This is a genomic window from Pseudomonas sp. MDV22-iso1 (genome assembly GCF_058145095.1).
On sequence record NZ_JBYVMF010000003.1, the window covers coordinates 375480 to 388430 of the forward strand.

Genomic DNA, 12951 nt, shown 5'->3' on the forward strand with positions numbered 1-12951 from the left:
CACCATGAATCTAATAAAAAAATGCCTCAAAAAAACATTCTACCTCAGCAAACCTCTTATATATAAATTTATAAGCATATATTTTGATCAGCGGTATCTAAAAGGGCGTTATTTTGACGAAAGTCATATAGGATATATCTGGTCTTTAAAATCAATATTTCAGAAAAATATTCTAAGATTGGCCCCCCCCATGCCTTGGCCTACCGGCCTTACAAGCGCAGTTTCGAATCCGAAAAATATTACATTTCACCCTGACGACCTGAACAATTTTCAATCACCAGGCATCTATCTCCAGAATTTCAAAGCTCATATTCACTTGGGAATCGGAACCTATTTAGGTCCTAATGTAGGAATAATTACGGCAAATCACAAAATTGAAAACTTAGATGAACATGAAGATGGTCGCGACGTTTCAATTGGAAAGCATTGTTGGATAGGCATGAATTGTGTGATCTTGCCTGGGGTGGAACTTGGCGACCGGACTATTGTAGCTGCGGGATCAGTCGTCACAAAAAGCTTTCTTGGTGGTAACGTTATCATTGGTGGCACACCCGCCCGAATTTTAAGAAATACGTTATCCAAACTAGATTAATTTTCGGATATCACATGCTCTTTTTTGAAAAAACAAGCTCCCACAATTCTGATATGAAAAAGTCATCGCTTTTTATCAATTACTTCGGCGTTCCAGGAGGTGCTGAGCGTAGATTTTCTAGAGTGTTTAATAACATTACTCAGCACGATGCCTCATTGCTACTGGTCATTAATGCTCAGGGTAGCGAGGCCTTGAGAACGGCAAATATCGATACAATTTCACCGGACACGCGTGAAATTAACTCATCGCCAAAAAACCGCGATGGGATCGCGGTAAAAATATTAACATTGATTAAGCTGTGGAAAATTATATTGTCTGAGAGAATCAAACACGTTCACTACCCTGTGGACGCGTCAATATTCACTTACGCACATTCATTCCTATCGAAAATCACTGGTGTAACCTATTCACTATCTATAGTTGATTCAAACAGATCTTCAAAAAAATATTTTAGCCGTATTAAATTACACATTTGGTCCCGAAGTATTGCCAAGGCAAGCAGGTTAGACATCTTATCCAATGGTATTCTAAAAAACTTGCAAGGTATTTTCCCCCACATTCCTCCTTACGAAATCTCGCCTTGCTCCTTCACGGATTATTCACAGTCCAAAAACTCAGAAAATAAATATTTCGATTTGGTATTAATGAGTCGACTTTGTGAGGGTAAGGGTTTCAATCTTTTTTTCGAAGCGCTTACTAAAATTAAGGAATCAAATCAAAGTGACATCATCCGCAAAATTGGAATATTCGGTAAAGGTCCGTTGCAAGACCATCTAGAGCACCTAATACAAAATTATCCAGAATTTGACATTGACCTGGACCATACTCAAGATCCCTTTGATATATTCTCTAAAACCAAAATTTTCTTGTCACTTCAGGATAATGAAAACTATCCATCTCAGTCCATTCTCGAGGCAATGTCATGTGGTGCTATAGTGATTGCAACGGACGTCGGGGAAACACACCGTCTTGTACCCGATGGCATTGGATATCGAGTACCACCCGAACCGGCAGCCTTAGCGTCTCAAATTTCACTTGCACTACAGAAATACAATAGGGATGAAATTAATACAGATATCAGCACAAATTTCGTAAAGCAAAATCATACAATTGATATATTCTCAAAGTATTTCCTAAACTTCCTAAGATCCGCAAGCCTCCCTGTCGTAAAGCGTCAGAAGAATGATCTGTAATCTCGCTGACTCCGAACTAGAACCAACCAATTCAGAAGTATCTCAATGACCAGCACTTACATTATCCTTTTATACTTTATCATCAGCTGGTTGTTCTCTGCAATATTGCACAAGAACAGTTCGATAACTGAAAAAAACATAGAGCACAATGCTCATAAGTTGTTATTTTTTACACTGCCTCCGATAGTACTTGGCTTCTATTTTATTGCCTTGAGACCGTTTGATTCAGGCGGTGACACTACTGCCTATATTTCGGCTTTTAATAGAATTAGCAATCCATTTACCGCTCTAAATGACGCCATCTATGGGACGGAATTACTTTTCTGGCCAGTGCAAGCCATTCTGAAGTCTATGTTTGACGTAAGAGGTTGGTTGATTGCTAACTATTTGATAGTGGTAGGACTGACCTATTTATCCTACAAAAAAACAACTGAGGGGAGCAAATTATCACCGCTTATTTTCTCACTAACACTTCTGACATTCTTTGCAGTTTACTCCGGAAATGCGATGCGCCAAGTCTATTCCATCCCACTTGGCCTAATCGCGTTCCACTACTGCTTCAAAAAAGAAAATATTAAGTTTTTCATTTGCGCAGCGCTGGCAGCCTCGTTTCACTGGTCTTCTCTAATTATACTAGCAAGCCCTCTTGTCCTTGCTGTACCTAACAAACGGCTGTATTACGTCTGCATCCCACTATTGGCGCTGGCTTGTTCGTCACTCATAGGGCCCTTGGTAGACTTTGTAACCGACGTTACTGGCTTTACTTGGCTATCAACAAAATCAGACTTATATTTGAAAGGCGGTCGTATATCGCACATCGAAGCTATTTGGAAGACGGTCAATTTCTGGCTATGCGTGATAATTTATCTGTCACTTATCATTACTAACGCTATCACTCTAGAAAAAAATCAAAAAGTCTCGAAATTCGTTCTTATGTTTTTTTCGCTGATGCTTTTTGCGGTCACGAACTCTGACGTATCTGAACGATATATGGTTTGGTTTCTGTTCGTAGTGCCGTTAGCCGTTACATTGCTTTTTTCCAAATTCAAAATTGCCCCAGTGCTGAAGAATCAACTTTATTTAGCGCTTTTTTTGTTAATGGCCACGCTCGTTTTTACGCGTGAAAGCGCGATGACCACTTTAGGAATTACGCAATGAAAAAATGCTGTGTATTAATACCGTATTATAATGCGGGGGATTCTCTGCTTGACTCTTTAGAATCCATAGACCACGACTATTGTGACTTAGAGGTAGTCGTCGTGGATGATGGCAGCCAAATAATTAAGGCTGCAGATGTTATAAAATCGTACCAAGGCCCCCTACCTATAAAGCTGGTTGATTTAGAAAAAAATCAAGGTATCGAACACGCTTTAAATCTTGGTTTGGAACTTTACGGCCGTGACTACGAATTTATTGCTCGTTTAGACTGTGGTGACATTTGCAAGAACAACAGATTTGAAAAACAAATCAAATTTCTTGAGCAGAATCATTCCTGCTATCTAGTTGGTGCATGGGTAGATTTCATTGACATGCATGGCGAAAAACTTTACACCGTCCAGCATCCATCCAATTTCGAGACAATCAAAAAACGGATGTTCATAAACGCTACATTCACACATCCTACGGTGGTATTCCGCAGCACAGTTTTAGATACAGTAGGTTTTTATCCTGTGGATGCTCCAGCCGCAGAAGATTACGCATATTTTTTCAAAATAATTCAAAAACACCACGCATCCAATATCCAAGAAAGCTTGGTTAACTGCATTGTGGACCCTAATGGCATCTCTACAAAAAAGAGAAAAACGCAAATACGCAGTAGAATGTCCGTTATTCTTAAGCACTTCATGTTTAACCGGTACGCTATATACGGTTTAATTCGATCCGCTATTTTACTGCACACACCTAGGAGTTTCACAGTCTTCTTGAACATGTTACTACGGCCAAATAGATAACCAATGCCCCACCCTCAAAGACATAATATTACATGAAGACATTTCAAGTTATTCATTGCGCTGAAACAATCAAAGGAGGCATAGCGACTTATCTGCGCGAGTTATTACCTCTGCAACTAGCCGCACTAGGCGCTGGAACTATCGCTCTAGTCATCCCCGACTCACAAGCAATCGAATTAATATTACCTGAGGGCATTGTATTAATTACTTTTCCGGACAAGCGCGGCAGACTTGGTAATTCGCTTTCTCTGGCTCTCACTATAAATAAGATACTGCGTGAATACTCCGCGACTAACATACACGTTCATTCTACATTCGCTGGTGCATCGGTAAGACCTCTAGTTAAATTGCTACATCGTAAGATTAATATTGTCTACTGCCCCCACGGTTGGGCTTGGGACAGACCAATGGCAAAATGGAAGAAGACTCTAACTGAGAATGTCGAACGTTTTTTGTCACTATTCTGCCACTGTATAGTATGTATTTCACAACATGAAAAAATCCAGGCTGAATTGGCCAAAATTTCAAGTAGAAAGCTTACCGTAGTATTGAATGGCTTAAGCGACACACCTCTTCCTAACGACAAAACCACATATATTTGGCCAAAAAATAAACGCAAATTGCTTTTCGTGGGACGATTAGACCATCAAAAAGGCGTAGATATATTCTGCGACGCTATGCGCTCATTAGAACACGAAGCAAGTGCAATCTTAGTTGGTGACTATGTACTGGGTGATTCAGCCTTCCTAGAATTTCCGAGCAACATCGTTCATGTCGGATGGCTGAGACCAAATGAATTATTAAAATTGTACTCGGCGGCTGATATATTAGTTGTCCCATCAAGATGGGAAGGCTTTGGGCTTGTAGCCATAGAAGCAATGCGGTCGGGATTACCCGTGATAGCTTCGAGAGTTGGGGGATTGTCTGAAGTTGTGCAAAACAACAAAACTGGACTGTTAATTCCACCTTCTAACCCACAAGAACTGGTCGATGCCATCCGTAACTTGGACTATCAAACTCTCTTGAACATGGGGAAAGAAGGCAGATTGGTTTTTGAACAGTCGTTTTCTATAGATCGCACCCATCGACAAATAATGGAGTTGTACCGCTCACCATAAAGCGATGCCGGGTCTTGAATGCTGCACTCTATACTCTATTTAGGTTAATACCTAACTTCCCCAACGCCCATGCTAGCGACGCGACTATCCGGCCAACTAATTAAAAAATATTAAATTTTTAATACGCATTTTAAACAGATGCCAACTCAAATGCTTACAACCTCAACAGACTAACATATCACCGCTGGAGCATCGATTACAGGAAGGTTGTTTAGTATATTGAATTAATGACAACCTATTCTGGAAAGATAATCGTCGATTGCTGTTTTTCTCAATTGCATGCCCTTACATCTTGTAGGCATTCGTTGGCGCTCATCAAATAGCGGATCAATTCTTCAAAATCTTTTCCACACCGCCCATCACATCCGAGGCTATAAATCCACTACATTACGAGGCATGAAACCCAAATAAAACAAAAAAATTTTCGTTAATGTCGAAAACCCGGCTTGCAATGCGCCCCCTTCCTACAATAACCTTAACCCTATAACCCTCAGGGATTATCCTTTCAAGGAGCATTAACATGAAGAAGCTACTGGCCTTGGCCCTCGTCACCTCTATCAGCCTGCCATTGATGGCTGCTGAAACCGTACCTGCAAAAGCCGCAACGGCACCTGACACCTCTGCTCCGCTTAGCTTGTCTACTCCTATCGCCGGCGGCGTGACCCTCGGTACTGGCTTAGCTGTCGGCGCAGGTGTGATCGCTGTCGCTGTAGCCGCCTCAAACAGCGGCGGCGGTGGTGGTAATGATGGAACTCCAGGTACTACCGGCACCACTGGCACTACCGGCACTACCGGCACCAACTGATAGCAGTTTCTTAGCTTAAAGTTCGATACGCTAACCTCCCAGCCCAGCTGGGAGGTTTTGTTTTGCCTTCCCTCGAGCAATTTCGAAAATGAATCGCGCGCTTCCCTTGGCCATGCTGGTTGGCCTGACCCTGCAAGGCTGTATTTTCTCCCCTGGTCAGCACATGGACACAGGCAATCTGGTAAGAGAGGGTTCGCCGGAAAGCAGCCGCATGGAGCTGATTCCTATCACCCCTAAACTCGTAGCTATAGAGTCAGCTGCCGACTACTCCAACGTTATTGCATCTGAGTTGCTTAGCTACCAGCCTACGGAATATCGGATCGGTGCGGGCGACCTGATCTATATCACTGTGTGGGACCACCCGGAGCTCACTGCACCATCTGGTCCGCAACAACAAATAGAAGCGAATGGGCGGCTGGTACGTCCCGATGGCAGCCTCTTCTATCCTTATGTGGGTACGATTGATGCGGCGGGAAAGACCATTGAGGAGCTCCGGTCAATTATTGCATCTCGATTGGCTAAAGTAGTCGCTGAACCTCAGGTTGATGTAAGCATTTTGCGGTTTGTAAGCCAGAAGGTAATTCTTTCCGGTGCTTTCCTAAAAACAGGTCAGCTCCCCATTACGAACACGCCGCTCAGACTTCTCGACGCAGTGGGCCAAGGCTCCATCGTTCCCGAGACTGCAGATATTTCCGGTCTAGTATTAAAGCGCGAAGGTCATGAATACTTCATTGATTTGGATGCACTAAATCGTAAGAACTCTCATCTTCACGATATTTACCTCAAAGACGGCGATCAGTTGCACCTTCCATACAACGACCAGAAAAAGGTCTATGTGCTAGGTGAAGTTACTGCGACTCGCTCGCTAAACTTTAAGGGTAGCAATATGAACCTGACCGACGCACTCGGTAGCGTTGGTGGGCTACGCCAAGAAACGTCTAGCGGCAAAGAGGTTTACGTGATCCGCGGTGTTGAGAATCTCGCGGATGAGCCGGTCAAGGTGTTCCAGATCGATCTCAAATCGCCGTCGGCATTCGCCCTTGCCCAGCACTTCAAATTAAAGCCGCAGGATGTGGTCTATGTCGGCCCTGCAGATGTCACTCGCTGGAACCGCTTTATCAGCCAGGTGTTCCCATCAGCGAACCTGCTTCGCACTGGCGTGAGCATTCAGGACGACTTGGGTAGCAACAACTAAGAACTGGAAGTCTTGTGAAATTTTTGCGACTGGCCACTTTATCAGTGGCCTCATTGCTGGTGAGCGCCTGCAACCCGTTGATGACTGCTTCCATGAATACGCTGAAAGCCGCTTTCGAAGGGCCTGAACCCTTGGAACTTACTCGTCAGCAAGTGGATGCAACTCCCTACTACCAGATCACCATTGCTGCACCTACGGGTGAAGCTGTAATGGCGCTGGTGCGTCAGCAGGGTGGTGTCGGTTTCTGGATGGCCTCGACTCGCCAGATTCTGATGCTCGAAGACGGCTTGGCCATTCGCAGTGTTGGTTTCAACAACAACCTCGATGGCACACGCTTTGACGGTGAATCGCCTTTCAAAGCCGGCTTGCACCGCGTTGTCGATGGCCTGCAGACCCGCCGCCAGGTCGACTTTGTCGACGGTTACCGGATGGGTGTGACCCTCACCAGCCGCTTTGAGAAAAAGGGCCTGGAAATCGTGCATATCCTCGACCGCGACGTTGAGTTACTGCGCGTTGACGAGGACATCGCCATGGAAGGTCTCGGCTTCACTGCGCGGAACCAGTACTGGGTTGACCCTGCCGACGGCTTCATCATGGCCAGCGTGCAACATCTGACCCCCGAATTGCCCCTACGCATTGTTCAAGTGCGCCCGAATAAGCCGGTAGTGCAATGATTCCTCGTTCCTCCTGGCTGCTTTGCTGCAGCCTGCTCATGACTTTTGCCGTAAATGCTGACTCGCTGGTCACCGTGCAGGGCGATGCCGCCAAACCTGGGCGCTACTCGTTCCAGGAAGGGACTCGCTTGCATGACGTTTTACTACCAGCTCAAGTGAGCCCTAAGGCTTATCTGCTCGGCGCTGCGTGGTTGCATACTCCATTGCGCAACGCGCAAGAGCGACTGAAATTGGGCGTGCTATTCGATCTGGGGACTGTAAAAAGCAACGCATTGCAAGATGACGAAATCGAGTTGGCTGAACTGGCTGAACGCTTGATCGCCAAGGTGCAAGCGATGCCGGTTACCGGACGCAGGGTGGCTCAACTCGATCCGGTGCGTGTTGAATTGAACCGTGGGGACAATCCCTACCTGAGCAATGGCGATGTACTGCTCTACCCTCCTCGTCCTACTACGGTACGAGTTGTTGGGGCAGTACAAGGCGAATGCGATCTTCCGTACCAGGCATTGCAGCCGGCAATCAGCTATCTGAAAAACTGCCAACGTGACGCTGGTGCTGACAAGGATGTGCTCTTCGTTATCCAGCCGGATGGGCGTGTTTTTCAGGAAGGCATCGCGCTTTGGAATGAAACCAAGTCTGTACCGCCAGCCCCAGGCGCTCGCATCTACGTGCCTGTGCACAGCACCGCGAAGGGCGATCCTACGCCTGATCTGAATACCGAACTGGCTGCTTTTATCGCCACCCAGCCGCTGCTGGAGGTGACGCCATGAAGTATCACTTGATTCCATGCCTGTTGCTTGGCTGCAGCGCTTGGGCAGTGGCTGAGCCGCGCTACACGCAGAGCGACTTTGGTGGTGTTGGCCTGTTGCAGACACCTAGCGCGCGTATGGCGCCTGCTGGCGAACTGTCTCTGACCGCCAGCAGAACTGATCCATACAGCCGCTACAGCGTTTCTTTCCAGCCCTTTGACTGGTTGGAAGGCTCGTTCCGATACACCTCGATCAGTAACCGAGACTATGGTCCGGAATCTTTGAGCGGTAGCCAGAGCTATAAGGATAAGGCGATTGATGCAAAGGTACGCCTATTCGACGAAAGCCACTGGATACCGGAAGTTGCATTAGGAGCACGGGACATCGGTGGTACAGGCTTGTTCTCCAGCGAGTATTTTGTCGGCAACAAACGCCTGGGGAATTTCGACCTGAGTTTGGGCCTGGCTTGGGGTTATATCGGTAACCGCGGCGATATTGATAATCCTTTGGGTTGGGTCGATGACAAATTCAATGACCGACCAGCTTCCACTAATACTCAAGCCGGTGACTTCAACGGTAACAGCTACTTCCGTGGCTCCCCTTCCTTCTTCGGTGGCGTAAATTACCAAACCCCTTGGGACCCATTGTCCATAAAGCTCGAGTACGAAGGTAATGACTACCAACACGAGCCCCAGAACAACAACCAGATCCAGGATTCCCCAATCAACCTAGGCTTCGTCTTCAAAGCCAATGACTGGGTCGACCTGCACGCAGCCTGGGAACGCGGCAATACCGCGATGTTCGGCATCACCCTGCACACCAACTTTGCCACCCGCAAAGCGCCAACCAAAAGCTTCGACCCAAAACCCGAACCCGTACCAGACGTCAAGCCGACAACTGCGCCAACGGACGTGCAATGGGCTGGCGTAGCCAAGCGTTTGCAGAACAACGCGGGCTACACCGTTTCGAAAATCACCCAGCGCGATTCCGAGCTGATCGTCTACGGCGAACAAGGCCGCTACTTCCACACGCCGAAAGCCGTGGGCCGTGCATCTCGTATCCTCGACAACAGTGTCAACGACGAGATCAACTGGTTCACGATGGTAGACACTCGCTACAGCCTGCCAGTCCAGGAAGTCAGCTTGCCACGGGATACGTTCCGTGAAGTGATCCAAGAAGATCGGCCGCTGGAAGACCTGCGTCGCGTGACCGAGCAGAATGTTCCCGTGCCGCATCAGGAGAAAACCCTGTACGCGAAGACACCGGACAAGTTCACCTATGGCCTGGGTCTGGGGTACAAACAGAACGTCGGCGGTCCAGATGGATTCCTGCTTTACCAATTCAGTGCGGACCTGAGCGCCGAGTATCGCTTCCAGCCTGATTTGTGGTGGAGTGGTTTGCTGAGCGCGAACCTGATCAACAACTTTGATAAGTTCAAGTACGACGCACCCAGCGGCCTGCCTCGTGTACGTACCGACCTGCGTCAGTACATGACGACGTCGGAAGTCACGATGCCGACTTTCCAGTTGAACAAAGTTAAACAGCTGGATGAAGACCTCTACGGCATGGTTTACGGCGGCTATCTGGAGTCAATGTTCGCTGGTGTTGGCGGTGAAGCGCTTTACCGCCCAATGGGCGAGCGCTGGGCTGTTGGTGTAGACATGAACTGGGTCAAGCAGCGTGATTTCGATCAGGGGCTTGGCCTGCGGGACTACAGTACGATCACCGGCAATGCCACGCTTTACTATCGCAGTTCGTTCCAGGACATTCTGGGCGCTCTCAGCGTTGGGCGTTATTTGGCCAAGGATTACGGCGCTACCCTGGACTTGTCCCGTGAGTTCGCCAACGGCGTGCGATTCGGTGGTTGGGTTACAATCACCAATGCCACGAAAGAAGAATATGGCGAAGGTAGTTTCGGCAAGGGTATCTACTTCTCGATTCCGTTCGATGAGTTGATGGCCAGTTCGACCACGCGACGCGCTAGCCTAGCTTGGACACCGCTGACCCGAGACGGTGGTGCGGCGCTTGCACGCAGCTACTCGCTGTACTCCCTGACCGAGCGTCGCAATATCGACCTGTTCCACAACAACTTCTACAAGGTCACCGAATGAAGCAGCAGATACTGCGTGCCCTGCCCAAGCTGGCTTTTTTCGTGATCCTGCTGGTGCTGTGCGTCGCCGGGATGCGCGGCGAGCCGGTGCCGCAGGTGTTCGAGAATCAGGACAAGCTGCATCACTGGACCGGGTTCGCTTGTCTGACGGTGAGCGCTTATTTGGCGTTCCCCGGCACTCGGATCATCTGGTTGTTGTTCTGGACACTGTTGGGTTCGATGTTGATTGAGCTGGAGCAGAGTTTCATGCCGCTTCGCACGGCGTCCTGGGGTGACATGGTGGCTAATGCCACGGGGGTTTTGTGCGGGATGGTGGCGATTTTGGTGTGGCGTGGATATTTGAACTCGAAACTCAAAAAGCTCCAATCGACTCCTGCGGCATGAAGCTTAAAGCTACTTTTTAGAACGCATAAAAAAATCTGGCCACGTTTGTAAAACCATGGCCAGACTTTTTTGTTACCGCTCCACCCTGCTGATCAGCAAGTCTCTTTTCCTAGCAATTTCGCAAGACCAACGCTCATCGGCGTCGTCTCTGCCAGTTTGAATCTTTTCAGTAGTCGATCATTATTCGCGCGTGAATGGCGAATATCTCCCGCTCTTGCCGGACTGTGGCTAACAGGTGGAATCTCACCTAGCACCTCCGCCAATACTTCGAGCATCTGCGTTAATGAAGTCGCTTGGTTCATGCCCACGTTGATCGCTCCAACCTCAACGTGCGGTGCTTCTAGTGCCTGCACCAACAACCCCACCAAATCTTCTACGTAGAAAAAATCACGGGTCTGTTCGCCGTCTCCGAAAATCGTGATGGGCAAGCCTTTCTGTGCGCGCTCGCTAAAGATACTGATCACGCCGGAGTACGGCGAAGACGGGTCTTGGCGAGGCCCAAAAATATTGAAGAAGCGAAAGACGACAGGCTCCAACGCGTGCTGGCGTCGGTAGAAGTCGAAGTAATGCTCACTTGCCAACTTGTCCGAAGCATAGGGTGTCAACGGCGCTTTAGGCGTGTCCTCGTCAATAGCAAACCCTTCACCATTGTTACCGTACACCGCTGCACTGGAGGCAAAAACTACTCGTTTGACGGTGGCTTGACGCATGGCTTCGCAAACGTTCAGCGTCCCTACGAAATTACTTTGGTGTGTGCGTACCGGATCGTCGACCGAAGCCTGGACCGAAGCCACGGCTGCAAGGTGTGCGACTGCCTGGCAATCAACCATCGCGCGTGCAACGACATCAGCATCAGCCACGTCGCCTACGATCAATTCCACTCTTGGGTTGTCTAGCGGGAGATTGCTACGCTTACCAGTCGAGAGGTCGTCAAGAATTCTGACTGTGTAACCTTTGGCAAGTAATACATCAGTTAGATGGGAGCCGATGAAACCAGCGCCCCCAGTGATCAGAATACGTCCATTAGACATCTTTAAAATCCATTGAAAAGTTCGGGAGGAATGGTTTCCTCGCCTCGAAAATTTACCTTGTTGGTTGGCTCATCTCTCGTGGATGTGCTCAAGGCAGGTATGCAGTAGGTATGGAGGTGTTGCAACCGATGATTATCCCACAAGTGACACAGCGCTTTCGAGCTGAGTCGACTATGCGAGCAAGCCCGCTCCCACAGTCATTTTGTGCGCATGGAGATATTGCGGTCTTTCAGCGCCTATCGCTTTATTCTCGCTATTCAGCGAATCTTCCTACTTACCACACCTACCCTGTCTGACTTCTTTCTGTTTCGTCAGACCGCACAGTCTGCGGCGCCGTATTGGCGGATTTCAGGAATAGATCACGACGTCAGTCCTACAACCGAAGAATTTCGGAGACGTGGTCGTCGGAGATTTCCTTCAAGTTTTAGCGGTTTGCATGAACTGGTGCGCGGTGATCCCCATGGATAGTCTTTCGTTGTCGCTGCATATGCAGTGGCAGGGCGTAGGAACCCTTGGAAACTCAAAGCGCACCATCGCTGTCGTTTGATTGCGGCACTTTACTCAGTGTCCGCAATATCGTTCGCGGCAGCTGTGCGCGGGGCACGCTTCGGCGTGGCTGAGTTTTCTGGGTACTCGGTTTCCTACTCCCGCGTACGGCTGCCACCCTAGCCCGTAGGAAGGCTGTTGGTAGCTTGAATCCATATCCCAGGTGTTAAACAAATGACAAAACCAACTACCGACGCACCCTACATAAAACCAACCCCCCACCCCGAAAACCGCTTCAAACCCCTCACCAGCAACTGCGACGACATGCCCACCCTCTTCGTCGACACCCAAGCCCCGCTCGACGTCCTTGTCGATGCCGCCAATTACCGAATTAACGCCGTTACCCAAGTGCTGGAAAACCTGTCCATGCGCGGGTCGATTGAGTGTCAGTCTTTTATTCTTAGTGACTTTGCGTTGCTGTGCGCCCTGCCGTTGCGGGATGGGTGTGATGTGTTGGAGGTGGTTCGGCGGCGGTTACGGCCTCGGGGTTTGGGGAGTGAATAGTGGTGTAAGGCTGATGAAGGTTTGGTGTCTGGCCTAGCGTCATTGTAGTGGTCTAATGAAACCGGACACCCATTTAGGTGAGAATGCTCGCCAGATCG

The 12951-nt window shown here is 48.5% G+C and carries 13 protein-coding genes; 12 read left to right on the plus strand and 1 reads right to left on the minus strand.

Annotation, left to right across the window (positions count from 1 at the left end):
* Window positions 1–4 precede the first annotated feature (4 nt).
* The 11 genes from AC3ZVB_RS06275 (at window position 5) to AC3ZVB_RS06325 (ending at window position 10772) form a co-directional block, all read left to right on the plus strand.
* Window positions 5–592: a DapH/DapD/GlmU-related protein gene (locus tag AC3ZVB_RS06275; RefSeq protein WP_490146080.1), complete on the plus strand. Its 588-nt coding sequence runs from the start codon at window positions 5–7 to the stop codon at window positions 590–592.
* Between the two features lie 14 nt (window positions 593–606).
* Window positions 607–1785, plus strand: a complete 1179-nt coding sequence (locus AC3ZVB_RS06280; RefSeq protein WP_490146081.1) for a glycosyltransferase — start codon at window positions 607–609, stop codon at window positions 1783–1785.
* A gap of 45 nt (window positions 1786–1830) precedes the next feature.
* Window positions 1831–2943: an EpsG family protein gene (locus tag AC3ZVB_RS06285; protein WP_490146082.1), complete on the plus strand. Its 1113-nt coding sequence runs from the start codon at window positions 1831–1833 to the stop codon at window positions 2941–2943.
* On the plus strand, window positions 2940–3737 hold the full coding sequence (locus AC3ZVB_RS06290) for a glycosyltransferase (protein WP_490146083.1): 798 nt from the start codon (window positions 2940–2942) through the stop codon (window positions 3735–3737). The genes AC3ZVB_RS06285 and AC3ZVB_RS06290 overlap by 4 nt, the downstream gene beginning before the upstream one ends.
* Before the next feature lie 32 nt (window positions 3738–3769).
* On the plus strand, window positions 3770–4855 hold the full coding sequence (locus AC3ZVB_RS06295) for a glycosyltransferase family 4 protein (protein WP_490146084.1): 1086 nt from the start codon (window positions 3770–3772) through the stop codon (window positions 4853–4855).
* Between the two features lie 520 nt (window positions 4856–5375).
* Window positions 5376–5660 (plus strand): hypothetical protein, encoded by a 285-nt coding sequence (locus tag AC3ZVB_RS06300; RefSeq protein ID WP_490146085.1) that lies wholly within the window; start codon window positions 5376–5378, stop codon window positions 5658–5660.
* A gap of 88 nt (window positions 5661–5748) precedes the next feature.
* Window positions 5749–6855 carry a polysaccharide biosynthesis/export family protein gene (locus AC3ZVB_RS06305; RefSeq protein WP_490146086.1) on the plus strand — a complete coding sequence of 369 codons (1107 nt, stop codon included), beginning with the start codon at window positions 5749–5751 and terminating at the stop codon, window positions 6853–6855.
* 14 nt (window positions 6856–6869) lie between these two features.
* Window positions 6870–7529 carry a YjbF family lipoprotein gene (locus AC3ZVB_RS06310; protein WP_490146087.1) on the plus strand — a complete coding sequence of 220 codons (660 nt, stop codon included), beginning with the start codon at window positions 6870–6872 and terminating at the stop codon, window positions 7527–7529.
* Window positions 7526–8299 carry a capsule biosynthesis GfcC family protein gene (locus AC3ZVB_RS06315; RefSeq protein WP_490146088.1) on the plus strand — a complete coding sequence of 258 codons (774 nt, stop codon included), beginning with the start codon at window positions 7526–7528 and terminating at the stop codon, window positions 8297–8299. Before AC3ZVB_RS06310 ends, AC3ZVB_RS06315 begins: the two co-directional genes overlap by 4 nt.
* On the plus strand, window positions 8296–10389 hold the full coding sequence (locus AC3ZVB_RS06320; protein ID WP_490146089.1) for a YjbH domain-containing protein: 2094 nt from the start codon (window positions 8296–8298) through the stop codon (window positions 10387–10389). Before AC3ZVB_RS06315 ends, AC3ZVB_RS06320 begins: the two co-directional genes overlap by 4 nt.
* Window positions 10386–10772, plus strand: coding sequence for a VanZ family protein (locus AC3ZVB_RS06325; protein WP_490146090.1), 387 nt, complete (start codon window positions 10386–10388; stop codon window positions 10770–10772). The genes AC3ZVB_RS06320 and AC3ZVB_RS06325 overlap by 4 nt, the downstream gene beginning before the upstream one ends.
* A 92-nt stretch (window positions 10773–10864) precedes the next feature.
* On the opposite strand, the gene AC3ZVB_RS06330 is transcribed toward AC3ZVB_RS06325, so the two are convergent.
* Window positions 10865–11803, minus strand: a complete 939-nt coding sequence (locus AC3ZVB_RS06330) for an NAD-dependent epimerase/dehydratase family protein (RefSeq protein ID WP_490146091.1) — start codon at window positions 11801–11803, stop codon at window positions 10865–10867.
* A gap of 720 nt (window positions 11804–12523) precedes the next feature.
* On the opposite strand from AC3ZVB_RS06330, the gene AC3ZVB_RS06335 reads away from it, so the two are divergent.
* Window positions 12524–12853, plus strand: a complete 330-nt coding sequence (locus AC3ZVB_RS06335) for a hypothetical protein (RefSeq protein ID WP_490146092.1) — start codon at window positions 12524–12526, stop codon at window positions 12851–12853.
* Window positions 12854–12951: the final 98 nt, after the last annotated feature.